The following is a 26007-nucleotide window of genomic DNA, read 5'->3' on the forward strand; positions in this document are numbered from 1 at the left end:
AAACATCGCTTCTGGCGGGAAAGATTAAATGGGTTGATCTGTCCGCTGAGACCCGGACATATTGAGGTGAATTTTCTACTCCTTTTTATAATACATCAGACAAAACATAAATCATATAAAAAAATGGATAGAGAAAAATCAGTAACCATGCTCACAAATAAGCCCGTATTTAGTAGTATTCCGGGTGGACAGCCTGGCAAAGACTGGTCCGGAAAAGCCATCTCCGTGCATTCCATGACAAATCAAAGGTAGCCACGCGCAACACACCATTTTTAAAATCTCCCTCCCTGCCTGTGGAACACTGTTTGATACGTACTATCCTAACAGCAGGTTTAATCATACACGAATAGTCCATTCCCAATGATACAAAAGGAAATATTCATAGTCGAGGATTCTTCCGATTTCCGTCAGATAGTAAGAACCATATTTTCGCGATTCCTTCCGGAATACCACGTCCGGTTTTTTCAGGGAGCCGAAGAATTATACAAGTACATGATCCTCCAGTCTGATGAGAATTACAAGGGCAGGCGGCCGGTGCTGATTCTGCTCGATCTCAAACTACCCACTATCAATGGCTACGAGGTGCTCAAAATGTTGCGCCGGACACCATCAAACATGGCGACGCAGTGGAAAACTCTTCCCGTTGTTATGCTGACCGGAATGGCCCGTCAGGAAGAGATCAACAAGTGTTATGCTGCCGGGGCGACGTCTTTTTTCATCAAACCCCTGGGATTTGATGAATTAAAGCAGCTGTTGATGAAGATCTGTCATTATTGGGTGGATGACAACCAGCTTGCAACCGAAGATGCCAACATCCTTTCCAGTAAAACAGTACAACAAAATTGAATGTCCTAAAACCCTCCCTATCTCAAATCACAGGCTGGGCTCCGGGGAAAAACGGTCGCTAAAATCCTGCAAAATGAGTTCCCGTTGTTCTAAGGACCTCCGCTTTCCTTCTTCAACCAAAAAATACACTTTCTCTCCAAACGGCTGTTCTTCAGAAGTGTAGGGGCGCCGATCCTGATAAATATTTCGATCAGTCGGCAGACAGCCATATACATCGTTATAGGCTGCAATGAAGGCGGTCAGGCCCTGGAACATGCATTGCCACCACTTGTCATCCTCTTCTCTACTTCCCATTCCGGGAACCTGGGTTCCAACGTAAATATGTTTTGCAATATGGACCCGGTAGGTGTAGAGTTGCCCTGTTTCCATGTGCAGCATTTTGAATGAGCCTGAAAATCCGGATGGCAGACCATCCAGAGTCACTTTTGTGGAGAATACAAGTGTTTTCATTTTGGGCTAAAACGTATGGTTAATATTCGGCACAATTCCTTGTCACCAAATTTTGTGCCAGCAATCATCATTAAGGTGCCTAAATTATTGAGGTTTGACGGATAGCGTGAATAATCTGAAACCTCCACCTGCCCCCCTCTCCTACACAGGGAATTGCTAGTGATGTGACCAGAGCGGTCTTAGGTGAATAAGTGCTCTCGGGATATACATCCAACTGGCACACGTTTTTTAGAAGCTCACCAGCGGAAAATCCGGCCTTCACTACATCCGAAATCTACCTACGATGACTACAATTCGTAATACCGTTCTGTCTGCCGTAGCAGCCACTTCCACCATGACCTTGTTCAGTTATTTTGTTTCTGATAAGGAAGGTGAAAACTTCAAAGAACCAAAGCTGCTTGGAGATTTCTTTAAAAGAACTTTTAACAGTAATGAAAAGACATCAACGCTTATGGGATGGGCTATTCACTATCTGACCGGAGTCGGCTTTGCAGGGGTATACCAGATATTTCTTGGCTGCGGGTTTAAACGCCCTACAGTAAAAAACGGGCTGCTTTACGGCGCAGTGGCAGGCGGAATCGGTGTGCTTATCTGGAATACCTTATTCAAAAACCATCCTAACCCGCCTGAAACGCACCGGAAAGGGTATTACTTGCAACTCGTGGTGGCTCACCTGATTTTCGGGGTGACCTTATCCGCATTAAAAAAAACAAAAGACACAGTGACATATGGCGAACGTATTCCTCGGCTGGTTAAGATGCAACAACCGCGAGAATGATGAAAGGCCTTTGCCAGGAGATGCAGACAAACCTGCACAGCCATAAGTAAATGACCATCAACGGATTAAAGGGTGTTATACCGGTCCATTATGCAACCTATTAAAAGGCAGGAATAAACCGTCCAGAGCTATGACACGTCGACTATTCGTTATTGATGATAATGTTGATTACCAGTTCATTTTTTTTAAGCTCCTAAAAGAAATGAACAGACCCTATTCCGTGAAGTTTTTTGAAAATGCCAAATCATGTCACCAGCACATGCTAAGCTTACGACTGGTAAATGCGACTGACAGGCCTTCTCTCATCCTGACTGACCTGCACATGCCGGGAATGAACGGTCTGCAGCTATTGAAATTGATCAGGCATGATGATATCCAAAGAGACAATTTTTTTCAGGACGTTGCCCTGGTAGTGATGAGCAGCTATTTATCCGAAGGCCAGATTGTGCAATGTTACCAGGCCGGCGCGGACGCAGTCATACTGAAACCGTATGATTTTGTTCAGTTGAAACAGACGGTTGAAAGCATCTGCAATTTTTGGCTGGAACGGGAAGTCTGATTTAAGCAGCACCCCACTAATTTATCAGAAAACAAACAATACACCACAGCACTGCGTGTAGTCGGATTGACTAAGATCGTGTCAAATTTTGCTTCATCAAGTTCACATTGAAATAATCAAAATACAATGGATTTTATAGAAGGGCTCGGCCTGGTTGCCGGTATATGCACGTCCTCGGCGGTAATACCCCAGCTCATTACTACAATTAAGAAGAAAAAAGCAAGTGACGTTTCCACGATTATGTACATCGTCCTGCTGGCAGGGAATGCCTTATGGGTCTATTATGGTGTTGAAAAGAAAGACATCCCGATTATTACCACAAACTTATTCACCATCATACTGAATGTAGTCATGCTTTTTTTGAAGTTCAAGTATAAAAACAATGATTAGATGGCACTGTGCGGGCTCCGCATGCGGTATGTACACATGCAAAGTGTATCGTGAATGGAAACAACACTGAAAAAAGCTGGGATTGTCCATGCCATGGAGCTCGTTTTGACACAGATGGAGCCGTTCTGACCGGTCCTGCACGCGAGAACCTCAAGAAGGTGAAGGTGAATAGTTTGAAGGAAAAATAAATGTTAACAACCTCTCGAAAACGCCATTTTTACAGACGCGACTGGCATGATATTTTGTTAACCATGCTGCGATAATTCAACAATAACTTAAAAACTCGATTTATGAAAACGACCAAAAACAAGTCAACGGCAAAAAAGCAAATCACCGAGCAAGACGGAGAAAAACTTAAGGAATTGTTCGTAGACGGCCTTAAAGACATTTATTGGGCTGAGAAAAATCTAGCAAAAGCACTTTCAAAAATGTCAAAAAACGCGACTTCGGACGAACTGAAATCCGCATTCGATCTTCACAAAACCCAAACTGAGGAGCACGCGGCCACCGTAGAACAGGTGTTTGAAATAATTGGAGAAAAAGCCCAGGCCAAAAAATGTGCGGCCATGGAGGGATTGATCGAAGAAGCCAATGAGATTATCGAAAGTACAGAAAAAGGAACCATGGTTCGTGACTGTGGATTAATCATGGCGGCTCAAAAAGCTGAGCATTATGAAATTGCATCTTACGGCACCCTTCGCAACATCGCCAGGACCCTCGGGTACGAAGATGCTGCCACGCTATTGCAACAAACGCTGGATCAGGAAGGCGAAACCGATCACCTGCTGACGGAGCTGGCCGAGTCATACGTAAACGAGCAGGCCAGTGTAGAGTAAAAACTATTCAGGTTGTTAAGTGAAAGGAGCTGGCAATTGTAGCCGGCTTCTTTTGTTTTATAAAGGGGAAAATTACATATTGGTCTGCATACCATATCAGTCGTAAACGGGCTTAGCAGGCCAGTGCCTGGGAAGCCTGATCCGAAAAGTGGTGCCCTCCCCTTGCTTACTCTCCATATCAAACTTAGCCCGAAGCAATTCACACAATCCCTTTACAATAGACAATCCTACACCCTCACCGGGATGAGCAAGTGAGGTCTGCTGTTCCATGTTCCTATGTTGTACATTCACATCAGGAGTTTCCTCTACCAGCGAGGTGTCGGACTGGTCGGTAACTGATGACACGCGATTTACAGTTCCACCACGCTCGGTGGCGGGCAATCCTGGACCCGTGTCCTGCACGCTAACGCTCCATGTATGATCGTCGTCCAGATCCCAGCTTACCAGAACCCAACCTTCCTGGGTATGTTTCAACGCGTTGAGAACCAGATTCTGGATGATACGCAACAGGTGCACAGGATCGCACTGAACGGTCATCTGCGTAGGCCCCTGACCTTTCAGCGACAGTCTCTGCTCATAGGCCAAGGGTTGATAGCCGGTCACAAGGCTGGCCAGCAACTGCCCGGCATCGACCTTCTGGATGTGCAGTACTTCCTACCCGGCTTCGAGACGGGCCAGATCCATCAATTGAACTACAAGATTCCGGCAATTACTCAGGTTACGCTTGAGAATTTCGAGCAGCTGTTTGCGCTCATCATCCGATTCAGTCACCATCTCAAGCAATGCCGCAGCGCCCAGCAGCACCCCGAAACTGCCCCGCAGATCATGTGAGGAATGGCGCAATATATCAGTCCGCTGCTTACCTGCCGCGTTGATTTCCTCAAGCGTTTTCTGCAATGCGTCTACGCGCCTGGATGCCGCCTGGCGCTGTAAATCGGCATACTGCGTGATACTGCCGGTATTGATCTGACTGCCAAACTCAAATAGGTGTTCGTAACAGAAGGCCATCACAACCGGCTCTGGTGACGGATTAATTTGCCAGAAAGTCCTGAGCTCCGTTAACAGGAGCCGGCACAAATGCTGCGTTTCCGTCGCCAGTTCGGAAAGCGAATAGCCCATTTGCCAGCGATGCAAACCATGTTCCGCAGATAATAAGTCAAATTGTGCTCCATCCTCATACCCCAGCAGCTGTTCACCCAACCTATCGAGCATCTCCGGCACCTGATTATTGAACTGTTTGCTGGTTAATCTGGTCGTCTCATTCAGAGCAGAGTCCCCTTCACAGACAGTGCGCCAGCTACCTAGTACATGCTGTCGACGGTGGGCCAGATGGATGACCAGGCGCTCGATAAAAACGTGTTCGGGTTGTTGATTTGAGGATGTCATTGGGAGGTATATAAGAAACGCCTACGTCCGGCAGGAGCGGTTTGGCCAGGTTTTCCAAATTAGACACCCGGCAATCTATTGGTACAAGAATGGAAGCCCCTTCTGTTATGGACAATCAACATGGGAAGATGATCTCTTTTCAAACATTAAAATAAATGATCCAAATTATTTTAACCTTTTGGGCTATCCGAATGGCACCACAAACACGAACCGTCACTTTCATGCAATGGGAAGCATAATTCCTAGTATACAACAAAAAACATACGCTTATATGCACCTAACCACCAATAAATTACACCAAAAAACGGATTACATTTCTCCATCCTAACCCCAATACGGGAACCTCATTTAGTGGAGCGCATGCTACACAGAAGGCTCCCTCAATTCTACCTGACAGGTTGATTTCCCACGAAGTATTGAGGCCGTTTCCATCTAAATGCTGACTATAGTCAGTTCAATGGACTCTTATAGTCATATGGAGGAGCATTTGAGAAGGATAAATTTGTTCATACTCATAGTCACTCAAAATACATTATGAAAACGCATGTCGCAAAAACCAAAATTTCACTGCGTTTTTGGTGGATGTTTCTCCTCTCCGGGGCCGGATTAATCTTGCTGGGTACAATTGTTCTACTGGATCCCTCCTTGCGTTATAGTACGCTAAGTCTCTGTATTACCGGCACTTTCTTTGTCAACGGCTTCATTGAGATCTTTTTCTCACTGTCCAACAGAAACAAAATATTCGGCTGGCGCTGGTATCTTGTTGGTGGTGTACTTGATCTGATCATTGGCAGTATTTTTCTAACCAACCCTGTTATGGCCGCCGCCTCGCTCCCGCTGCTCGTGGGCATTTGGTTGCTGTTGCGGAGTATGCTCATCATCGCACGTTCTCTGGAACTGAAACATTGGGGCGTACCACATTGGCAATGGCTTTTATTTTTCGGTATGGCCGGATTCATTTTCGCCTGGACAAACATATCCAACAGGCTTTTTGATGCGACTGTGGTCGTGTTCTGGACCGGAACGACGCTTTTAACCGCAGGCCTCTTTTATCTTACCTTTGCACTATTTGCCAGACATTTACAAGATAACTCCGAACTCCATTTCGAATGATTTTAACGTTTTTTGTTTATCATTATAGAAATACTAAAACCGTAACTTTACCCGAATTGTAACCAGCCTTAATTTCAATACCAGTCTTGCACGCAAGGCTGATGGCTGCAACCCATTATTATGCGTATGCCGATCACATCCATTAAAGATATTGACCTGAATCCCAAACCCGGTAAAACCTATTGGAAAAATGGTATCCGGGAATGGCGTGAGGAATTTATATACTTTTTGCTGGTCGACCGATTCCATGATGACCTGCTCCGGACGCCAGGGAAGGATGCCAATCATCAGAGTGGTTTCGGCACGCAAGAGCAATTGCGTAATACCTGTGGAGGTACCATCAAAGGAATCGAAGAACATCTGGATTACATTAAAAACCTGGGCTGTACAGCGATTTGGCTAAGTCCGGTTTTTGAAAACAACCCCGCTTCCTATCACGGTTATGCCATAGAGAATTATTTGAAAATTGACCCCCGGTTTGGTACTAAAGAAGACCTGGAGTCCCTGGTGGATGCGGCGCACAAATTGGAAATATGTGTATTTCTCGACATTGTACTCCACCACTCCGGAGACAACTGGTGCTACCCCGAAGATAAAGATTACTACTACTACCAGGGTGCTACTTTCCCATTCGAAAAATGGAGAAGTGAGACTACCCCCATACCAACCGAACTCAGGAATCCGGAACTATACTGGAAAAAAGGCCAAATCCGTAACTACGACACGTATCCCGAAACCCGTGAGGGTGATTTTCATGAGTTAAAGACCTTTAAAAATGACGCTTCACCAGAGGCGCTTCTGGTACAGCAAATTCTCACAAAAGTTCATTGTTACTGGATCCGTGAAACCGATGTGGATGGTTTCAGGATTGATGCCGTAAAACATATGGGTGAGGAAACCGTTAGCCAGTTTTGCTCTCATGTACGTGAATATGCATACAAACTTGGGAAGCGCAACTTTTTCCTGTTCGGAGAGCTTGTTGGCCCGGAAGAGATGTACAACAAATATATCGGACCGAAGACATCCGTTTACGTCGAAGATAAGGCCATCTACTTTGGGCTTAATTCCGTGCTTGACTTTCCATTGTACCACATTCTGGCAGACGTTATCCATGGCAAAGCCACGCCTGAAAAGCTCATTGAACGTTACGAATCGCTCCGGAAAAATGCCATGCGCAGAGGCGAATTCGGCGAATTCCTGGTAACTTTCATCGACAATCACGACCAGGTGGGACAGACGCTAAAAAGCCGTTTTGGCAGAGAAGCATCTGAGGAACAGATTATAGCCGGAATCGGTTTTTTATTGTGCGCCCTGGGAACACCCTGCATTTACTACGGAACAGAGCAAGGCTTCAATGGTTCCGGATATGAAGATTCAGCCATCAGGGAAGCGATGTTCAGCCTGGACGACCCTACCCGGAATGCCTTAAATCAATCCTGCAGCATCTACGTCGAAATAGCCAAACTGGCTTGCATAAGAAAAAACAGTGCCGCCCTTAAATTCGGACGGATGTATATGAGAAAGCTATCCGAAGATGGCAAAACTTTCCACTTACCTTCTTTCCCCAATTGCCTTCTGGCATTCTCAAGAGTACTTTATGACGAAGAATTTGTAGTTGCCTACAATAGCTCTCTTACAGAATATGACGAAGAATACATCCTGGTAGACAGGCTGTTAAATCCCGAAGGTACTGTCTTCAAATACATTTACGGTGACTCCGGGCAGGTTAACGTGCTTTTAAACGAAAAAGGAGACCTGCATTTTATCAAATTAAAACTTGCACCGGCTCAGTTTGTGATCCTGAGTAACAACAACCTGAGCGTTTAACATCGGCAAGAAAACCGGAAAAGAGTCACTCGCGAAAAGTCACGGTTGAGTCAACAGCACTTTCGGAGTCAGGCAAATTTTGAAAGATTTTGGTCAACGCAGATCTGAAAAGAACCTCCGTGTCTTTCGCCTCATACAACACCACCTCCATCGGTGCCACGGCCCATCCCCGCCACACCAGTGTTTTCTTTTTTGTATTCATAAAATCAATGATCAAAGTACCTTCGCGATAGGTGAAAAAGTCGGCTCTTGGTCGCATGAAGTAATCACCATACATATAACCGTAAGGATCGGGCAACAGTAGGGAACGTTCCTCCACCACCATGTGATAATCCAGTGTGAGATCCGGGTCTTGTTCGGTAAGTACATAACCTTTTACCTTCAGCAGGTCATTCGCAGCAGCCTTTATTCGATTGTCATTCAGTTTACTGTAATACAACGGGTTACCAACTACCCTTTCAGATTTCTCCGCTTCCCAGGTGTAGGATCTGTATGTCTGGATTTTGTCGTCGCTGTTGTAATCATAATAGGTTCGTATGGCAGGACTGCACCCGCCTGTACAGATGATCAGAAACATAGCTAACTTTTTCATAAGACGCTGGTTTAGCATTTACTGCTGTTATTACAATGATTAAAAATAATCTGCTGTATGATGGGGAAATATGACCTTTGAAATGCTGTGCAATGACATTTCTCATGAAAAGGCATTTCGGCCACTCCGATTAATGCTGCTGCGATCACCTCAACGTATTGTGATAAATATCATAATTACCCCTTACCCATGTCATTCTAAAAACACCTGATAAACAATAGCTTAGCATGGTCGTTAACCACATGACTACCCAAACGCAATTCAATAGTTATGAAAAGGATTCTTGTTCCCTGTGACTTCTCGCATTCGGCCATACAAGCCTACAAATTCGCGATCGAAATGGCTGCCGCCAGTGGCGGCGAAGTCATTATGGTCAGGATCATAGACCTGACACCATTATACGTTGACAGCCTGAACGTGAATCCCTATTACCTGCACGTGTCATCGGTTCGGAACGACCTGGAAGAAGATGCCTGGAGCGATTTCGAAAAATTGCAACAGGTTGTAGACTCCAAAAACGTGAAGGTGACTTTTGTAACCGCACAAGGAACGGTGTGCCAGACTTTGCTAAATCAAATCCGGCAACAGGAGGCCGATCTGGTTGTAATGGGCACCAATGGTGTACATGGACTCAAAGAATTTCTCATCGGATCCAATACCGAAAAAATGGTTCAGTGTGCACCGGTTCCGGTCTTTGTCATACACCGTGCACAAAGTATTTCCAGTATCAAAAACATCATTTTCCCTACCGAAATTGATTTGAGTCAAAACATGGTGATTGACAAAATCAAAAAGCTTCAGGTATTTTTTGGCGCCCAACTTCATCTGTTGTATATCAAAACGCCTATCAATGCTGCGGCAACAGGGGAACTGGCAATGAATCTTCATGACATGGCCCACTTTTATTCGCTTTCTGACTATTCTGTTCATATCCGTGAACAAAACAATGTGGAAGAGGGCATCATTAAATTTGCCACAGAGAAGGGCCAGTCTATCATTGCGATGGGAACACATGGAAATGAAGGACTCAACCATTTTATGACGGGCAGTATTGCCGAAAGTGTTGCCAATCACGGCCTGGAAACGCTCTGGACTTGTTCAGTAGGCGCTCAACAGTAATTGCATTGCGCATGCATTCAAATTCCCTCTAAATTGTGTTTTTGAGATGAAAAAAATCCTGGTTCCCTGCAACTTTTCCACTTGTTGCGACAACGCTGTGGCATTCGCAGTGGAGCTGGCAGCCATATCCAACGGAGAGGTGATTATCCTTACGATCCTGAACCTTCCCGAAATCACTTCGGACGCGAAAGAGTTCGATAAACAGCGAAAAGAAGCTCATGCAGGATTTGACAGAATAAAAAAAAACTATCCCATTACTAACCTGCGACACGTGGTGAGCACTGGAAAAAAACTGCCCGCTATTCTTGAATACATAAACCGAGGCAATATCGACCTGGTGGTGATGGGCACAAAAGGTTCACGAGGTTGGCAGCAGATTTTTATGGGTTCAAATGCGGAAAAAGTCGTCAGAACTTCGCCCGTTCCTGTATTTTCCATTAAAGGCCCTACCGCAGTACGGTCAATAAAAAATATCGTTTTGCCCTGCGATTTGCGGCATTGTGAATCAGCATTTGTGGAAAAAGTCAAAGGTCTGCAGCGGCACTTCAGAGCCAGGTTACACCTTTTGCATGTAAACACCAATGCCGGAAAAGAGGATTCCTCGTTGATACCGCGATTGAAGACATACGCCACGCAGCACGGATTGGACCAGGTAACCTTGAACGTGAGGCTTGGCCACGATGAAAGAGAGGAGATTATTCATTTTGCAAAAGAGATCCATGCAGATATGATCGCCATGCAAACACACGGTAACCTGGACATGGAGCACCTTTTCGCCGCGAGCATTGCGGCCGACGTGGTCAATCATGCTCCACTGCCCACCTGGACCTGCGCGGTGTCAACAAAAACCAAGCTCTCCCAAATAGATCAACCCGCATGAGTTCTTAAACATGGACCTTCTAAATCATTCACGTTATGACTTACAAACCAAGCACCCAACAGATGAGTTTTGTTCTGCCGCTGTATTTCACAAAGGCTGAGGTTGTGTTCACCAAAGGCAGTGGTAGCCTGGAAAACATACGGTTCCAGATTCATCAAAATGAAGAACCAAGACATGTGGTGTCTACAGAAAAACTTGCCAAAGGTTTTTGGGTGGCTCAACTGATCTGGTCGATGGGAAGGTCTCAGTATTGCAGCGAAAAGCTCATTGAAATCTACTGAGCTTTTACTCGTTTTAGAACTAAAACGCAGTGGTGCCTTTTTGCGCACATGGGCGTTTACCGTTGAAAAATTCAAAATTTTCGGTTGAAAAAAAATAAATAAAAGCAAAGTCACTACCGGCTTAACCCTCCGGAGTGACTTTGCTTTTCACATTCAATTTATGCCAAATAAACTTTTCAGGAAGCAAGATACCCCCCATCAATAGGATAATAGCAGCCGGTAATAAAGGAGGCTTTGCCAGAACAAAGAAATAAAACCAGCTCTGCCACCTCATCCGGTTCACCCATTCGTCCAATCGGGTGCTTGGAGACCAGCCAGTTCATAGTGTCTTCATCAAAATCTTTCAGTAAAGGCGTTTTGATAAAAGCGGGTCCCACCGCCACAGCCCTGATATTTTTTGCACCATATTCAAGCGCTATATTCTTGGTGAGGCCCACAACGCCATGCTTGGCAGCGACGTAAGCCGGACTATTTGCAAAACCAACCGCTCCCAATATGGAGGCCATGTTGATAATGACACCGCCTCCGGCTTTTAACATTTCAGGGATCTGATACCGCATGCCATAAAACACGCCGGATAAGTTCACCGCAATGACTTTGTCCCAGCCATCAATCGGGAATTCTCCCGTAGGTGCTGCCGGACCGCCTATTCCTGCGTTATTACAGGCAAAGTCCAGCCTGCCATACTTTTCTATTGTTTTTGAAACGAGCAACTCATTATCTTCTGCTTTGCCCGAATCGGCCTGTGTGAAAAAGGCATCGCCTCCCTGTTCACGAATCATTGATACGGTCTCATTCCCGTCGGTTGCATTAATATCAGAAACACTGACCTTAACGCCTTCCCGGGCAAAAAGAAGTGCTACGCTGCGACCAATACCGGATCCTGCCCCGGTTACGATGGCTGTTTTCCCTTCAAGTGAATACATGTTGAGTTTATTTTAGTGAAAATGATATGTGTCGTGTCAACCCTGTTTTGTCACCACAAGCCCTGTTCGGCCTGACCGGCAAAAGGATTTACATGACACCTTTTTACAATGGAATAAAAGTTTTGGTCAAGGTGAAGTGCTGGCAAGATTTGAGCTGGGCCGAGATCGATGCCTAAGCACCCAGAGAAACAGATTATTATGCCTTTGCTGCAAGACGTACAAAGCGATAGCCATAGATAAGGTTGCCGGAAACGCAGCGTAAGTACCCAATGGCGCCACCGCAAGGCCAAAAATAACCCCTCCCCAGCAGCCTATTCTGAATATTTTACCTTTCAGTAACATAGAAATTGCGATCAATCCCTGACAGACCGCTATAAACAAGACCATAGGCGTAATGATGGCTTCAAACGCGCCCAGAATGAACCTTTTATAGAGCGGAATGGCGGTATCGGCATAGTCCTGATAAGCCCAGGGGGTATCTACCGCCATGGAAGAATTGAACCAGCAGGCCCAGCCAAAAAGCAAAAGAAAAAACAGACGCGCCAGATTTGGCGCCTTGAAGGCAGCCAGAATGGACAGTAGTGCCAGCACATTGGAGGTAATGTAGGCCACCACGAAAAAGTACGGTGTGAAAGGTGAATGATCCATGAAAAAATGTTTTCTGTGATTATGAACTACCTTTTACTATGAAGCCCCCCGTGTAACATCCAGATATGAGCTGATGAGCGCCATTTTAAATGGCTTCCGCTTTTAATTCTGGTTTGTCTACATGAGCGTATTTAAGAATAATCGCCAGCTGACCTCCGTGGTGGGCCGTGTGCGAAATAATTCTTCCCAAAGATTCCACCTTCGTCTTGGTACCAAATTCTTTTGTGACGATGCTTGTTTCCCAATCCGACTCACTTTGTGTTTTGATGATCGCTTCCAGGGTTTGCCCAGAATACGCAACATATTCAAGCAACGCGTCCAGATCTGTCCATTCCCCAGTATCATGTTGGGCAATCAACGTTTTAGCACTCACTTTTACATCGCTTCCAAAAACGTTTTTGGCAAATAATAGCTCGACATCGCCGACGTGGCGTATCAGAAACCCAGCACTATTTTGGGTCAATGGCAACTTTTTTTTCAGATCCTCAGCAGTCAGACCCGAAAGCTGGTTGGAGAAACGTGTACGTGCTTCTTTCCACAATTCCAGCAGAATTTCTGATTTTGTTTTTGCTTCCATTTAAATAAAATTTTTATCCTGTTAATTAATGCCTGTCCGATCCCGAACCAGGAACGCAGTTTGTATAAAACGGCAATACTCAGTCCCTTAAAAAGAAGCTCATGTCCTTTCCCATGACAACGAAAATTACATCACAGGCAACCACTAGATTTACGATCGTGCCAAACTTCGCATCCTGCCAGAACATAAATATCAATATCTGGGAAACCGAACCGGCGATCAGGGCCACCCATAGCCAGTTTTCGTTTTTCAATAATAGCAACACCGAAGCCGTCACAAACAGCAGGCATGCCATTAACCAAAACAAGCCGTTGAATCGGGAAATTTCGGCAATGAACCCATCCAGCTTGCCATAGCCAAATGCCTTCAAAAAGCCAATCAGGTGGATGAAGCCGTGAATAAACATTGCGAAAACAAAAATGTATCTCATCATTTCTCAGGTTACTTTATGGATGACTTCAGAAGACTATTCCTAAACCTTTTCGCTGACACCGCTGCCTTACCCATTTCTAATTACTCTGGTAAAATAAGCCAAAACTCTTTGCCCCAACCCTGACAAATCTCAGGATTACTCCTGATTCTGATCCTGAAAACTACCAGCAATCGAGGATGGCACCTCAGCCTACCTGTCCATGCCCATCGTCACACCCATACGTGATGAAGATCATTTTAAACACAGGTCACCGAACGTAAATTTATCGTGTTAAAGAATTCAGCATAAATCCTTAACAATCAAAACAATGGCTATACAACCCCACATACCGGAAGCGCCTCCCTTGCCAGAAACTCCGGAGTTCATCCCGTTTCCCTCTGAACCCGGAAACCCGCGCATTCCGGAGACAACGCCTGAGCCTGCTCCTACACCACTTATTATTCCTAAAGAGATACCACCTCTGCAATCCTGATATTAAAAACAGAACAGGTTATGAAAAACATCCTTCTTGCCATCCAAGCCGAAAAGCTAAATGTTTCAGATATTGATTTTGGTTGCCACATAGCTGCCCTCAGCAGGTCGCGGCTCACCGGGGTATTTCTGGAAAACAATTCGACAGCAGAACTCCCAGCTTTAAAAACGTTTTTGGGATTCCCTTATGTGGAAACCATTGTTTCCAGCGACCTTCCCGACTACCCGGAACGACAGGCCATTATCAAGAAAAACAAAGCGCTTTTTGAGGAAAGATGCCTTATGAAAGGTGTCCGTCATTCGATTCACCTGGACAAAGCCATTCCCAGAACACAGATTAAAATGGAAAGCCGATTTGCAGATTTATTGCTCATCAACTCCACCATGAACTTTGAAGGCGAGGAGGAAGAGGAGCTTTCCGATTTCGTTCAAGACGTACTGGTACAATCGGAATGTCCGGTTCTGGTATGCCCAAAGGAGTTTACAGGTATTGACGAAATTATATTTACTTACGACGGAGGGGCGTCAGCGGCATTTGCCATCAGACAATTCACAAATATATTCCCGGAACTTGACGAAGAAAAAATAACCGTGCTGCAGGTCCGCCAGGATGACGAGCCAATAGACGAACAAAACCTGAAACAATATCTGGGTATGCATTATTCAAGTGCCAGCTTCAATGTGGTACACGGCGAGACGCAGCAGGAACTATTCCAGTTTTTGTTTCAACGAAAGAAAGCGCTGTTGGTAATGGGTGCCTATGGCCGATCCAAAATATCCCGATCGCTCTCCTCCAGCACAGCAGAAAAACTCATGCTAAGTTTGCCCAATCCCATTTTTATTACACATCCTTAATTGATCAGATCATGAAAAAAATCATCGTTGCCATTGACGGATTAAAATTTTCAAGAAGCGCCACGGAGTACGCCGTACTTGTTGCAAGGGAAACAAAAGGGCACCTGGTCGGTGTTTTCCTGGAGGACTTCACATACCACAGCTTTTCGGTGTACAGTCTTGTGCCGGATGAGGGTTCCTTCGAAGACATTGTCAGAAAAAGGGAAGACGAAGACAGAAAAGTCAGAGACCAGGCTGTCAGGGATTTTGAAGATATATGCCGGGCGGCCAAGGTAGAATACAATGTTCACCGGGACGAAAACTTCGCCAGAAAACAGCTGCTACATGAAAGCATTTACGCCGATCTGCTGATTATTGACAAAACGGAAACAATGTCGCACTTCGATGCCGAAATCCCGTCCGACTTCATGAAAGAAGTTCTGCTGAATGTGGAATGTCCCGTATTGTTGGTACCACAGGATTTCGAAGAATTAGAAAACGTAGTCCTGCTCTATGACGGAGAACCCTCCTCTGTTTTTGCCATCAAAATGTTCAGCAGCTTATTTGAGGGTTTGAATAAACCCGTGGAAGTACTCTCCGTTAAATCACCGGACGAAAACCTGCATCTTCCCGACAACAGGTTGATGAAAGAGTTTATGAAACGTCATTATCCCAAAGCGGTGTATACCGTGTTAAATGGAACACCGGAAGTGGAAATAGTCGAATATTTGAAAAACAAAAACCCGAATGCGCTCATCGTGCTGGGCGCTTACCGAAGAAATATGGTTTCAAGATGGTTTCGCAACAGTATGGCCGACGTTCTTATGCGTGAATTAAAAACACCACTTTTCATCGCGCATAAATAAATTCAGCAGCATAGGCTGGCAATATTTAAAAGGAAGATACGGCGCAGAGGCATCCTGTGCCATTTACCTAATCAGTAAACGGGCAGGTCTTACCAAGGCGGTATCATAAAAGGGACGAAAACCGGACGGATACATGCCCCTTCTGCAAAAATCCTCATGAAAGAAGTAGAAGGTGGCAGGCCTGTCTGGGCAACTCGACTTGCATCAAAAAAATGATGACAAATATCACCTCATTAAATATTGATAACCATTGCGTTGCAAGTAAAATTACCTTAAATTCGAGGTAGTATTAATGAGCGATTTGCACTACGACGAGAAATAGCATTCTGGCCTCTTACTCACCTACCACAACCCGACTAGCCTGATATGGAAAATGTTAAAAGCGAAAAAGAGCGCGCTGTACTGAATAGCGAAACAGTGCAGTCCGATTTTGAACTCACCCAAAAAGTGTACGAAACGCTGCAAAACGACTGCTTTATCAACCATGAAAAGATAGTGGTTCGGGTTAGAGACCACACCGTATATCTGGAAGGAATGGTAACTTCTGAAAGAGAACGCAACCTGGCCTACGAAGCTGTGACGGATATATTCGGTGTACGAAACGTGGTGAATTACCTAACCTATCCCTGTCCTTATCTGGTAAGTCATAGCGCCTAGAAATTGACAAAGCTCCTCGCCCCTGATTATCAGGGATGAAGTGGCATAAAATGAGGGGTCAACAGCGTTAACGCTCCCTTGCCCTCCCACCCCACCCTTAACAAACTGTTTCAGTCGTTTTCGCAGAGGTACAAATCTCAGATTGATTCAAAATCCTGAGATCTAATCCTTCTGTTGATGAAACACGGATTGCCGTTGCGGATATAGTAAACAGCACAGAAAACCAGAAGTTTGCCCTCCTCTCAAACTTCTACTATACATCAACCTTTGTAAAAAATCCTTAACCAATATTTGCTTTGATTGTCATCGTCTCAGGATTACCCGGATCAGGTAAAAGTTTTTTCGCCGAAAGGTTATCGAAAAAATTAAACGCTGAATACATCAGTAGCGACCGCACACGGAAGGTGCTGAACGCATCTGGGCTGTACACCTTTTCAGATAAGCTTGCCATCTATCTGGCTATGGCCGAAAGCGTGCGAAAGACCGTACGGCAACAAAAAACGGCCGTTGTGGATGCCACCTTTTATCATCACACAATGCGCGACTTTTTCAAACAAATTGCCGGGGAGGAGTCAGTTCCTATCTACTTTATTTTGATAGAAACCGACGAACCGCTTGCTAGACAACGTCTGAGCTTAAACCGAACTGATAGTGAGGCGGATTTCGGGGTGTACCTCACGATCAAAAGCCAGTTTGAAGAATACGATTTTCCACATCTGAAACTCTTTTCTTCAAATGACAACATAGAGGAAATGCTACGTAAAGCGATCCGGGAGGTGTCAGCTGTTCATGAATAAAGATCAGATAAAACAGCTTGCAGAGCGTGGTCGTTTTAACCAGGAGTCAATTCGGGGCACTCTGGAAGAAACACACATATCGTGGGTGGTCCTGAGCAAAGCATTCGTTTTCAAAATCAAGAAACCCGTTCGGTTATCCTTTCTGGATTTTTCTACCCTGGCTAAAAGAAAAGAATTCTGTGAAAAGGAATTGTATCTGAACAAGAGGTTTTCCACCATTTATATAGACGTTGTTCCGGTACGTTATACGGCTCCGGACTGGACTGTTGGAGACGGCGAGGGAACAATCGTTGACTACGCCGTTCAAATGAAGCGGCTGAATCCTGCGAAACGAATGGATAAACTTCTTGCTAAGCGACAGGTTTTCAAACCTTTCATTATTGCGCTCGCCAAAGAAGTTGCACATTTTCATCGGAACGCCCAGGTGATCCACACAACAATTATAGCGGATCGAGAAGCTGCCACTTTCAACGACATTAGCACCATCAGCCGGTTTGTAGAAGATAATCTGGGAATAGAATTTCTTAAAGTTATTGAAAACAGCATGGCCTGGAACGAGCAAATACTTGCTGAACACCAGATGCGGATGGCCGCTAGAATAACCCTTGGTTACCAAAGAGATGTGCATGGTGACCTCCATGCGGGAAACATTTTCGTTTATAAACACCCGATAATCTTCGACTGCATCGAATTCAACGACGCCTTCCGACAAATCGATGTGCTTAACGAAATTGCATTTCTATGCATGGAACTTGAAGCATATAACCGAAACGATCTTGCAGAAACATTTGTTACAGAATACAGGGTGGCTTTCGACTGTTTTCCAGATCGTGAAGACTTTGCACTTTTTAACTATTACAAATGTCTGCGAGCCAATATACGGGCGAAGGTGCATGCCATCCATTGCGGGCAGGCCGAAAATAAGCAGCTTTTCAATTACCACCTCGAGAGATTAAAAACCTACCTAATCCTTATCAAAAGATATGCGGGTATCAAATGATACTAACGCTACCCGGAGGGGAGAATAATAAGGTAAAGATTTGTAAAATAACTGTTTATATACCGGCTCCATTAATAGCAATCATTATAAACAATGTCGGAAAACCAGAGAGACGAAGTATAAACAGCAACGAATACATCTTTCAATTAATACGGACAGCGCGATACAATTTTGTTAACTTAATATGCAGGAAGACCTGAACAGGAAAAGGACTGAAATCTTCGCCACCAAGGTGACCAACCATATCGACGCAATGATAGCTTACTGGGACAAAAATCTGGTATGCAGATTTGCCAATGCTTCATTCTTGAAATGGTTTGGTAAAAGCCAGGAAGATATGATTGATAAAATGACGCTTCCTGATCTATTAGGTCCCCTCTACGCAAAAAACTTCCCCTATATTCAGGGCGCTTTAAGAGGTGAAACACAGCTTTTTGAACGTGAAATAACACTACCTACCGGAGAAGTAAGGTGCTCACTAGCGGGCTATTTCCCTGATATTGAAGATGGCAAAGTCCTGGGCTTTTGTGCGCATGTTGCCGATGTGCACAAATTAAAAGTACTTGAAAAAGAGCTGATTAAATCAAATGAGGTAATCACTGCACAGAACAATCAGCTCAAAAACTTTGCAAACGTAGTGTCGCACAATCTCAGGTCCTATTCCGGAAACCTGGATTCTCTGCTTCAGATGCTGAATCCTAACGACTTCGACGATGAAAAAGCAGTCATCCTGAATTACCTTGGCGACTTGTCCAAAAGCTTTACAGCTACCGTAAACCACCTTACGGAAATTGTCCGAACGCAAAATCAGCAGGAGAAAAATCACATACCGTGTAATCTGCTGCAATTTATTAACCAAACGGTGGCCCTATTAAGACTCGAAATTGACGCATGCAAGGCTACCATTCAGATGAATGTGGATTCCGGATTGTCCCTGATAACAAACCCTGCTTACCTGGAAAGTATTCTTCTTAACCTGCTGACAAATGCCTTAAAATACAGGCACAGTAGCCGACAACCCCTCATCACCTTACAGTCAAGCGAAACAGAACAGTACATCGCCCTGGACATTCGCGATAACGGATTGGGTATAGACTTACAAAGGCATGGAAACTCGCTATTTGGTCTGCATCAGGCTTTCCACGGGAATACCGACGCCAATGGCATTGGCCTGTACATAACCAAATATCAGGTTGACTCGCTGGACGGGTTTATTGAGGTAGAAAGCGAGGTGGACGTGGGTACCACTTTCAGAGTAAGCTTTAAAAAGTAATTGCCATAGGCCATATCATTTACCGCAAAACCAAAGGGTTACCGGCCAGATCCTGATGTTGCTCATGTATGCGCAAAACAAGCATCACCCATTCGCGTAAATCCAAGTACTAAATTTGTAAGTAATAGTTAGTGACTAAATTCAATTTCTTGAATGGTTTTCTTCACCAATAAATATGAAAGGAGCACATGCAAATCCTGTGTCGTATGGGCAAAAGAAAAACGGCACGGGGCAGCTACACGAGCTGTCCAACGTTAAGTTAAGGAACAAAATGGCTCACCCCCATCGACCTGAAAATTGCCTGGCAATTGAATTAAGGACATTTCTCATACACGAGATTTCAGATTACAAACATGAAGTATAATAAATTCGAGCTTTGCTGATGTATTCAAAATTTCTGATCCTATTACTCCTATCCGCATTCTGTACATCCTGTGGCAGTAAACCGGAAACAACCAGGCCTGTAACCGGAACCATCACCGAGTCGGTGTATGCGTCTGGGGTCATTAAAGGCGAAAACCAATATCAGGTTTATTCCACAGTGAACGGACTGGTTGAAAAAGTGCTGGTATCTGAGGGAGATTTGGTAAAAAAGGGAACACCTGTTATCCAGCTGGTTGGCAAGGTTGCCATGCTGAATACCGAAAATGCGGGGCTTGCTGCAGCATATTCCAGAATCTCGGCCAACGGTGAGCGATTGAGTGAACTGGAAAATAACATTTCGCTGGCCAGACAAAAAATGAACAACGACGCCTCTCTTTTCGAAAGACAGAAAAATCTCTGGGATCAAAAAATAGGAACCCGGCTCGAATACGAACAGCGTGAACTTGCATACAGCAACGCGGTAAATGCCTTTGAAACCGCAAAGTTAAGGTACAACGAGGCCCTGAAGCAATTACGTTTTCAGGAGCAGCAGTCTCAAAAGAATCTCCAGATCTTACAAACCTCCGCCAAAGACTATATCATTAAAAGTGAAAGTGAAGGGCAAGTCTATGACATTCTGAAAAAAGCCGGCGAAATGGTCACGCCACAGACTGCCATCGCCATCATCGGAGACGCAAGCAGGTTCCTCATTGAATTGCAGATAGATGAGTACGATATAGCCAAAATCAAAATTGGACAAAAAATTCTCGTGAATATGGATAGTTACCGTGGGACAACCTTCGAAGCGAAAGTGTCACGAGTGATTCCCTATATGAACGAACGTTCCAAATCCTTTACCATTGAAGCCGTGTTTGTGAAAGCGCCGCAAACCCTTTATCCAAACCTGACCTGTGAAGCGAACATCGTGATCAGCCACAAGGAAAAAGCGCTTACCATTCCAAGAGATTACCTCCTGGATGGCGGGTACGTCCTTTTACAAAAAGAAAAGAAACAAAAAGTGTCGACGGGACTGATGGACTACCAACGTGTGGAAATTCTGGGAGGATTAAAAGGAGACGAAAACTTAATAAAACCCCAATGAAAGCCCGTCTGCTATTTGATATTGCGAAAGTGCTGCTCATCGCCCGATGGAAACAAACGCTGGTGGCTGCCGTAGGTGTTACTTTCAGCATTGCCATGTTTATTTCGTTGCTGGGCTTTATGACCGGCCTCAATGTATTACTTGACGGACTCATCCTAAACCGGGTGCCGCATATCCGCCTGTATAATGCCATCAGACCCAATCCCGAGCAGCCAGTTATGCGCGACGACACTTATAAAAACGCCTATCATTTTATCAGTTCTGTGAAGGCGGTAAATGGAAGACAGGAAATACACAACAGCGCCGCCATCATTGACTATCTGAAAAACCATAATAAGGTAACAGGCGTTACCCCCAGAATAACCACCCAGGTATTTTTCAATGATGGGAGTATTGATCTCAGCGGTTTGATACAAGGCATTGAACCTATGCAGGAAAACAAGCTGTTTCATTTTGATGACTACATCATTGCGGGTGCAGGATCGGATCTTGTGAAAATCCCCAATAGCATTATACTGGGTAAAACCTTAGCTGAACTTCTGCTTACCGATGTAGGTAAAGTGATACAGGTAACAACCGCCAAAGGTGAAACTTTTCAGCTGAAGGTCGTTGGTCTTTTTCAATCCGGCGTACAGGAATATGACAAAGCCCAAAGTTTCGCTTCACTCAGTGTGGTACAGAAGCTAATGGGAAAGACGGGTAGCTACGTTACCGATATCCAGATCAAACTGACTGATCTAAACGAAGCTCCGGCAATGGCTAAAAGTTTTGCCCGCATTTTCAACACCGATGCCGAAGACATCCAGACCGCAAACGCACAATTTGAAACAGGTAGTTTTATCCGCACCCTTATTTCTTACGCCGTGGGGATCACTGTTCTGATAGTGGCCGGTTTTGGTATTTACAACATCCTCAACATGATGATTTATGAAAAGATGGATACCATAGCGATACTGAAAGCGACCGGATTTTCGGGGAGGGACGTTCAAAAGATCTTTCTGCTTATTGCGCTCGTAATCGGGTTTTTCGGTGGAATTGTTGGCTTGCTGGTGGGCTTTGGACTCTCTCTGGTCATTGACCAGATTCCTTTTGTCACACCTTCTCTGCCCACAATCAAAACCTACCCCGTCAACTACGACCCATGGTTTTATGGAATCGGAATTGTTTTTTCGCTTGTCACCACCTTTATGGCAGGCTGGTTCCCCTCCCGAAAAGCCAGCAAAGTGGATCCGGTCGTTATTATCAGAGGAAAATAATGGGAAAGATCATTTTAGAGGCTCAACACATAAACAAGGACTTCATCGATCCGATACAGGTTCGGGTTCTTTCGGATATCAGCTTCTCGATAACCCAGGGTGAATTCATTTCGGTAACCGGAAAGTCGGGATGTGGGAAATCGACCTTGCTCTACATCCTTTCAACCATGGACACCGATTACCAGGGAGAGCTCCGGATTGACGGCGAATCCATGAAAAATAAAAAAGAGGAACAGCTTGCCAGAATCCGGAACGAGAAAATTGGATTCGTATTTCAGTTTCACTACCTGCTCAACGAATTTACGGTCTTACAAAATGTGATGCTTCCCGGGTTGAAACTCAACAGGTTTCCTTATAGCCAGATAGAACATCACGCCATGGACAAGCTTAAAATGCTTGGCATCGACCATCTTGCTCTCAAAAATGCCAAACAAATATCAGGCGGAGAAAAGCAACGCGTCGCCATTGCCAGAGCGCTGATCAACGATCCCATGATTATCATGGGTGACGAGCCAACCGGAAACCTCGATAAAAAGAACAGTGAGATCGTGTTTGACACTTTCAAAAGACTGGTGGAAGAATTTAACCAGACCCTGCTCATTGTAACCCACGACGTAAACTTTGCCAGCAAGACCCATCGGAATATTGAAATGGAAGATGGCAGAATCATTCATGATCAGCGCCTTGCATCCCTTTTGAATGATTAACCGCCCTGATTTATCCTTCTCGTGCACCTATTGCCTATGGCGACTTAATCTACTGACCGCTGTTTACATCACGTCGCTTTACCCGGATTTAACTTGTTGATTTTCAATAGAAAATAATCTATTGTTAGCTGGGCAAAATGTCGGGAGTATAAGAGCAAAAAGGCAGTAGCATCAACAACAAATAGCCTGAAATCGGGGGAATCATTACTATCCTTCCGGCGTAGGCGGCGTCTTTCTTTTCATCACAAGACTGTCAGCCGGATATTCCTTTTTCAGCATCGTCATTTGCTCCCGTGCCCAGGTGATGATGAGCTCCCGCTGCTGAGCGGTCAGATTGGCTTCTTTATGTAGTCCAAAAAAAGTATACGATTTCAGCGGCATTTCCTTTTCTTCCACCATTTCAATGATCTCATCAAATTTGTGGTTTTGAACCGCAATGGGAAGTTTGGTAAAAGAAGAGAAATTGAGCTCTCTTTTTCCCTCTTTTACATGATTGTCAAGAAACCAGGCAACCGGCTGAATATTGACGTACCATGGATAGGCTGTTTTGTTACTGTGACAATCATCGCAAGCTACCCTCAAAAGTTCCTTTACTTCACCGGAAACCGGATATTTCAGTGCCATGTTGTGCGACTGGTCGTCGGAAAGATTTTTTTCGGGTTTGATAAATTGAATGATCATCAAAATAAGAAGTAAACCGAGTGCAATTTTTTTGAACATGATCAGGGCGTTTTATGGTGAAAAATTGAAAAGACTTAACCTGCTACTGAAACACCTATTAATTTACCAATTCCAAATGTAATGGCGGCTGCTGCGAGTCCAAAAAGCACCTGCCGGAATCCCGAAAACCAGATACTTTTTCCAGTGAACAACGTAATAGCGGCGCCAATCAGAAACAAGCCCAACGCGCTAAAAACGGTACTTACCAGAATCGCCGGGGCCCCGCTCAGGAAGAAAAACGGGACCACAGGAATGATAGCGCCAACGGAGAAAAGCAAAAATGAAGTAATCGCAGCTTCCATCGCCGAGCCGTTTAGTTCTTCTATATTGATACCCAGCTCTTCCTTGATCAGGATGGCCATCGTGTTATCCTTATTCAACATGATCTCACTGGCCATTTTTCGGGCTTGCTCCGCCGGAATGCCTTTGGCCTGATAAATGAGCGCAATTTCTCTTTCCTCACCTTCCGGATTCGTTTCCAGTTCGTCCATTTCCAGCTGCATTTGATTTTCGCTGAGTTCCTGCGAACTTTTCACTGAAATCCATTCGCCCAAAGCCATGGACAATGCTCCTGCCAGCAGACCTGCCATCCCGGTAAGCAGTATTTCCTTTTGCCCGATAGCAGCACCCGCTATGCCCATCACCAAACTAAAATTCGAAACAAGACCGTCGTTTCCTCCAAGTACCGCTGCGCGAAGCGCGTTACCTCCCACCGACCGGTGTCGTTTTTCAAATCTAGTCAGGGCCGATCCGGCGACCTTGGGGTTATTTTCCAGTATGTTTTTTAATATCGACACATGTGCCGTATCCGAGATAGAACTGGCAGATCTGTTCTTGTTTCTTGCGCTGGCTACCGACGAGGCTATGCTCTTCTCGGTATCCAGCAGCACCCCCAGAATATAGTCGTAACCAAAAACTTTACCGATTGTATTCAGGATTTTTGCTCTGGCAGAAGGGCCCGGTAATTGCAACAAATGCAATCCATTTTTTGCCATAAATGCAAGCGCATGGCCATGTTCTATTTCACTCATCTGCCTGAAAACACTGGCTACATTTTCGTCGGCCTCGTTTTTGGCAAGAATTCCATAAAGAAAACCTGCATCAATTTCCGTTTGAATGTTTTTTAGACTGACCATGGTTGTTTCACAAAGTGAAGGTTTGGGTTTGGCTTTTTACAAAAACTACTCTTCCGATTTATTCTTCAACGACATCAAAAGTGAATACGCGCCATTGACCACACAGGGCTGATTTTCAATGTTTTCCTTTGAAATAACCTCTGTAAAGCCGTTTTCCGAAGTCCCTGTCTGCACCGCTTTCATTTCAAACTTGCCCGTTCCTTTTGGAATAAAAATATATTGTTTGTTCTCGTAAGTAACAATGGCATCATCGGGCAGTACGACCACCGAACGGGTGTCGAGCTGGATGTCTGCGTTCATGAACATGCCAGCAAGCAGTCCCGGCTCATAATTTTCAAAATGCGCATGCACTTCTGCGGTCCGTTCCGGTGATAAATCCTTGCTGATCAGAATTATTTCACACTGGTATTTTTTGTCCGGCGCATTGTTGGTATAAGCCATAATCTGCTGACCGATTTTTATTTTATCCAGATCTTTCTCAAAAACTTTTAGCGCGAGATGGATGTCCGTAGGATTGATCAGTTCAAAAAGCACTTCGGTTGGTGAGACATACCGGCCAATATTGACATTCACTTTGGATACATAACCGTTAATAGGCGAATGAATACTGACGCTCCTGGATATGTTTTCCTTCGTCAGCTTATCCGGATTGATGCCTGCCAGTTTCAGTTTTTCCTGCAAGGATTTCATCATCACCTGCTGGCTGCGAAATTCGGATTCGGCCTGCTGGAAGATTTTATCACTGCTCGATTTGCTTTTATTCAGATCCTTCTGGCGCAAATAATCACTTTCGAGGTAATCGACCCTGGCCCTACCCGTCAGGTAGTCCTGCTGCAACTGGATATACTGCTGGTCTTCCATCACCGCCAGCACCTCCCCTTTTCTCACCCGCGTGCCCGGCAACAGTCTGGTCGTTTTCAGATATCCACCCAGCGGCACACTGATCGACACCAGGTTTTGCGGTGGCACATCAATTTTCCCATTAAGTTTTAAAACCGAAGAAACCTGTCTTTTTTCCGGCACGGCCGTTTTAATCCCCGCATTCTGAATTTGCTGTTCACTCAGTGATGCCACATTGGACGCTGTATTGTTTTCGGTTGTTGCCGGTTCATTTTCAGCCTTTTTCGAACAAGCCAAAAACAGGCAAAAAGTTAGGCTATATATCAAATATCTGGTCATGGCAG

General features: G+C 44.8%; 33 protein-coding genes. 22 read left to right on the forward strand and 11 right to left on the reverse strand.

Translation table 11 applies throughout. The features are described 5' to 3' along the window. Nucleotides 1-123 precede the first annotated feature (123 nt). A complete protein-coding gene (locus DYADSP32_RS08415; protein WP_414617624.1) occupies nucleotides 124-252 on the forward strand; it encodes a hypothetical protein in 129 nt (42 codons plus the stop codon). A 108-nt stretch (nucleotides 253-360) separates the two neighbouring features. Then, nucleotides 361-846: a response regulator gene (locus tag DYADSP32_RS08420; protein ID WP_149243143.1), complete on the forward strand. Its 486-nt coding sequence runs from the start codon at nucleotides 361-363 to the stop codon at nucleotides 844-846. A gap of 27 nt (nucleotides 847-873) precedes the next feature. On the opposite strand, the gene DYADSP32_RS08425 is transcribed toward DYADSP32_RS08420, so the two are convergent. Continuing rightward, nucleotides 874-1296, reverse strand: coding sequence for a hypothetical protein (locus DYADSP32_RS08425; protein WP_149243142.1), 423 nt, complete (start codon nucleotides 1294-1296; stop codon nucleotides 874-876). Nucleotides 1297-1579: 283 nt separating this feature from the next. On the opposite strand from DYADSP32_RS08425, the gene DYADSP32_RS08430 reads away from it, so the two are divergent. From DYADSP32_RS08430 to DYADSP32_RS08450, 5 genes are all read left to right on the forward strand, one after another. Further along, a complete protein-coding gene (locus DYADSP32_RS08430) occupies nucleotides 1580-2074 on the forward strand; it encodes a DUF2938 domain-containing protein (RefSeq protein WP_149243141.1) in 495 nt (164 codons plus the stop codon). Between the two features lie 130 nt (nucleotides 2075-2204). Further along, a complete protein-coding gene (locus DYADSP32_RS08435; RefSeq protein ID WP_149243140.1) occupies nucleotides 2205-2633 on the forward strand; it encodes a response regulator in 429 nt (142 codons plus the stop codon). Nucleotides 2634-2759: 126 nt separating this feature from the next. Then, nucleotides 2760-3023, forward strand: a complete 264-nt coding sequence (locus DYADSP32_RS08440) for a SemiSWEET transporter (RefSeq protein WP_149243139.1) — start codon at nucleotides 2760-2762, stop codon at nucleotides 3021-3023. An 8-nt stretch (nucleotides 3024-3031) separates the two neighbouring features. Continuing rightward, nucleotides 3032-3211, forward strand: a complete 180-nt coding sequence (locus DYADSP32_RS08445) for a Rieske 2Fe-2S domain-containing protein (protein WP_149243138.1) — start codon at nucleotides 3032-3034, stop codon at nucleotides 3209-3211. 102 nt (nucleotides 3212-3313) lie between these two features. Continuing rightward, nucleotides 3314-3859 carry a ferritin-like domain-containing protein gene (locus DYADSP32_RS08450; RefSeq protein ID WP_149243137.1) on the forward strand — a complete coding sequence of 182 codons (546 nt, stop codon included), beginning with the start codon at nucleotides 3314-3316 and terminating at the stop codon, nucleotides 3857-3859. A 96-nt stretch (nucleotides 3860-3955) separates the two neighbouring features. On the opposite strand, the gene DYADSP32_RS08455 is transcribed toward DYADSP32_RS08450, so the two are convergent. Together DYADSP32_RS08455 and DYADSP32_RS08460 are read right to left on the reverse strand one after the other, a co-directional pair. Then, nucleotides 3956-4444: an ATP-binding protein gene (locus DYADSP32_RS08455; RefSeq protein ID WP_149243136.1), complete on the reverse strand. Its 489-nt coding sequence runs from the start codon at nucleotides 4442-4444 to the stop codon at nucleotides 3956-3958. 69 nt (nucleotides 4445-4513) lie between these two features. Then, entirely contained in the window at nucleotides 4514-5071 is a 558-nt protein-coding gene (locus DYADSP32_RS08460) for a histidine kinase dimerization/phospho-acceptor domain-containing protein (protein ID WP_414617625.1), read from the reverse strand. Between the two features lie 708 nt (nucleotides 5072-5779). On the opposite strand from DYADSP32_RS08460, the gene DYADSP32_RS08465 reads away from it, so the two are divergent. Both DYADSP32_RS08465 and DYADSP32_RS08470 read left to right on the forward strand, forming a co-directional pair. Continuing rightward, a complete protein-coding gene (locus DYADSP32_RS08465) occupies nucleotides 5780-6358 on the forward strand; it encodes a DUF308 domain-containing protein (RefSeq protein ID WP_149243134.1) in 579 nt (192 codons plus the stop codon). A gap of 126 nt (nucleotides 6359-6484) precedes the next feature. Beyond that, entirely contained in the window at nucleotides 6485-8185 is a 1701-nt protein-coding gene (locus DYADSP32_RS08470) for an alpha-amylase family glycosyl hydrolase (RefSeq protein ID WP_414617626.1), read from the forward strand. 25 nt (nucleotides 8186-8210) lie between these two features. Here DYADSP32_RS08470 and DYADSP32_RS08475 read toward each other — a convergent pair whose 3' ends face one another. Then, on the reverse strand, nucleotides 8211-8777 hold the full coding sequence (locus DYADSP32_RS08475; protein ID WP_414617627.1) for a DUF4136 domain-containing protein: 567 nt from the start codon (nucleotides 8775-8777) through the stop codon (nucleotides 8211-8213). 270 nt (nucleotides 8778-9047) lie between these two features. On the opposite strand from DYADSP32_RS08475, the gene DYADSP32_RS08480 reads away from it, so the two are divergent. From DYADSP32_RS08480 to DYADSP32_RS08490, 3 genes are read left to right on the forward strand one after another with little or no spacing between them, the layout of a single operon-like run. Further along, complete coding sequence (locus tag DYADSP32_RS08480; RefSeq protein WP_149243131.1) at nucleotides 9048-9896, forward strand: universal stress protein; 849 nt, start codon at nucleotides 9048-9050, stop codon at nucleotides 9894-9896. A 46-nt stretch (nucleotides 9897-9942) separates the two neighbouring features. After that, the gene (locus DYADSP32_RS08485; protein WP_149243130.1) at nucleotides 9943-10776 is read left to right on the forward strand and encodes a universal stress protein; all 834 of its coding nucleotides are present in this window, start codon (nucleotides 9943-9945) and stop codon (nucleotides 10774-10776) included. Between the two features lie 35 nt (nucleotides 10777-10811). Beyond that, nucleotides 10812-11057, forward strand: a complete 246-nt coding sequence (locus DYADSP32_RS08490; protein WP_149243129.1) for a hypothetical protein — start codon at nucleotides 10812-10814, stop codon at nucleotides 11055-11057. A gap of 176 nt (nucleotides 11058-11233) precedes the next feature. On the opposite strand, the gene DYADSP32_RS08495 is transcribed toward DYADSP32_RS08490, so the two are convergent. The 4 genes from DYADSP32_RS08495 to DYADSP32_RS08510 form a co-directional block, all read right to left on the reverse strand. Beyond that, nucleotides 11234-11983: a glucose 1-dehydrogenase gene (locus DYADSP32_RS08495; RefSeq protein WP_149243128.1), complete on the reverse strand. Its 750-nt coding sequence runs from the start codon at nucleotides 11981-11983 to the stop codon at nucleotides 11234-11236. Between the two features lie 126 nt (nucleotides 11984-12109). Beyond that, complete coding sequence (locus tag DYADSP32_RS08500; protein WP_149243127.1) at nucleotides 12110-12631, reverse strand: hypothetical protein; 522 nt, start codon at nucleotides 12629-12631, stop codon at nucleotides 12110-12112. An 85-nt stretch (nucleotides 12632-12716) separates the two neighbouring features. Then, nucleotides 12717-13208, reverse strand: a complete 492-nt coding sequence (locus DYADSP32_RS08505; protein ID WP_149243126.1) for a DinB family protein — start codon at nucleotides 13206-13208, stop codon at nucleotides 12717-12719. Nucleotides 13209-13287: 79 nt separating this feature from the next. Next, nucleotides 13288-13641, reverse strand: coding sequence for a hypothetical protein (locus DYADSP32_RS08510; protein WP_149243125.1), 354 nt, complete (start codon nucleotides 13639-13641; stop codon nucleotides 13288-13290). 307 nt (nucleotides 13642-13948) lie between these two features. Here DYADSP32_RS08510 and DYADSP32_RS08515 point away from each other — a divergent pair, with 307 nt between their 5' ends. The 10 genes from DYADSP32_RS08515 to DYADSP32_RS08560 all read left to right on the forward strand — a co-directional run bounded on the left by DYADSP32_RS08515 (nucleotide 13949) and on the right by DYADSP32_RS08560 (nucleotide 22967). After that, nucleotides 13949-14113, forward strand: a complete 165-nt coding sequence (locus tag DYADSP32_RS08515; protein ID WP_414617628.1) for a hypothetical protein — start codon at nucleotides 13949-13951, stop codon at nucleotides 14111-14113. Between the two features lie 20 nt (nucleotides 14114-14133). Beyond that, nucleotides 14134-14967 (forward strand): hypothetical protein, encoded by an 834-nt coding sequence (locus tag DYADSP32_RS08520; protein ID WP_149243124.1) that lies wholly within the window; start codon nucleotides 14134-14136, stop codon nucleotides 14965-14967. 11 nt (nucleotides 14968-14978) lie between these two features. Next, the gene (locus DYADSP32_RS08525; RefSeq protein WP_149243123.1) at nucleotides 14979-15812 is read left to right on the forward strand and encodes a universal stress protein; all 834 of its coding nucleotides are present in this window, start codon (nucleotides 14979-14981) and stop codon (nucleotides 15810-15812) included. A 366-nt stretch (nucleotides 15813-16178) separates the two neighbouring features. Further along, nucleotides 16179-16469, forward strand: coding sequence for a BON domain-containing protein (locus DYADSP32_RS08530; RefSeq protein ID WP_149243122.1), 291 nt, complete (start codon nucleotides 16179-16181; stop codon nucleotides 16467-16469). 296 nt (nucleotides 16470-16765) lie between these two features. Further along, the gene (locus DYADSP32_RS08535; protein WP_414617629.1) at nucleotides 16766-17266 is read left to right on the forward strand and encodes an AAA family ATPase; all 501 of its coding nucleotides are present in this window, start codon (nucleotides 16766-16768) and stop codon (nucleotides 17264-17266) included. Next, nucleotides 17259-18266: a hypothetical protein gene (locus tag DYADSP32_RS08540; RefSeq protein WP_149243120.1), complete on the forward strand. Its 1008-nt coding sequence runs from the start codon at nucleotides 17259-17261 to the stop codon at nucleotides 18264-18266. The genes DYADSP32_RS08535 and DYADSP32_RS08540 overlap by 8 nt, the downstream gene beginning before the upstream one ends. 184 nt (nucleotides 18267-18450) lie before the next feature. Continuing rightward, nucleotides 18451-19539 carry a PAS domain-containing sensor histidine kinase gene (locus DYADSP32_RS08545; protein WP_149243119.1) on the forward strand — a complete coding sequence of 363 codons (1089 nt, stop codon included), beginning with the start codon at nucleotides 18451-18453 and terminating at the stop codon, nucleotides 19537-19539. A gap of 382 nt (nucleotides 19540-19921) precedes the next feature. Then, nucleotides 19922-21004, forward strand: a complete 1083-nt coding sequence (locus DYADSP32_RS08550; RefSeq protein WP_149243118.1) for an efflux RND transporter periplasmic adaptor subunit — start codon at nucleotides 19922-19924, stop codon at nucleotides 21002-21004. Beyond that, nucleotides 21001-22260 carry an ABC transporter permease gene (locus DYADSP32_RS08555; protein WP_149243117.1) on the forward strand — a complete coding sequence of 420 codons (1260 nt, stop codon included), beginning with the start codon at nucleotides 21001-21003 and terminating at the stop codon, nucleotides 22258-22260. The genes DYADSP32_RS08550 and DYADSP32_RS08555 overlap by 4 nt, the downstream gene beginning before the upstream one ends. Next, nucleotides 22260-22967, forward strand: coding sequence for an ABC transporter ATP-binding protein (locus DYADSP32_RS08560; RefSeq protein WP_149243116.1), 708 nt, complete (start codon nucleotides 22260-22262; stop codon nucleotides 22965-22967). The genes DYADSP32_RS08555 and DYADSP32_RS08560 overlap by 1 nt, the downstream gene beginning before the upstream one ends. Before the next feature lie 207 nt (nucleotides 22968-23174). On the opposite strand, the gene DYADSP32_RS08565 is transcribed toward DYADSP32_RS08560, so the two are convergent. Genes DYADSP32_RS08565 through DYADSP32_RS08575 form a run of 3 tightly spaced genes read right to left on the reverse strand, consistent with a single transcriptional unit; the run spans nucleotide 23175 to nucleotide 26002 of the window. Beyond that, on the reverse strand, nucleotides 23175-23687 hold the full coding sequence (locus DYADSP32_RS08565; protein WP_149243115.1) for a heme-binding domain-containing protein: 513 nt from the start codon (nucleotides 23685-23687) through the stop codon (nucleotides 23175-23177). 35 nt (nucleotides 23688-23722) lie between these two features. Beyond that, nucleotides 23723-24823, reverse strand: a complete 1101-nt coding sequence (locus tag DYADSP32_RS08570) for a VIT1/CCC1 transporter family protein (protein WP_149243114.1) — start codon at nucleotides 24821-24823, stop codon at nucleotides 23723-23725. A gap of 45 nt (nucleotides 24824-24868) precedes the next feature. Beyond that, nucleotides 24869-26002 carry an efflux RND transporter periplasmic adaptor subunit gene (locus DYADSP32_RS08575; protein ID WP_149243113.1) on the reverse strand — a complete coding sequence of 378 codons (1134 nt, stop codon included), beginning with the start codon at nucleotides 26000-26002 and terminating at the stop codon, nucleotides 24869-24871. Nucleotides 26003-26007 lie beyond the last annotated feature (5 nt).

Source organism: Dyadobacter sp. 32, assembly GCF_902506755.1.
In the GTDB taxonomy this organism is placed as follows: domain Bacteria; phylum Bacteroidota; class Bacteroidia; order Cytophagales; family Spirosomataceae; genus Dyadobacter.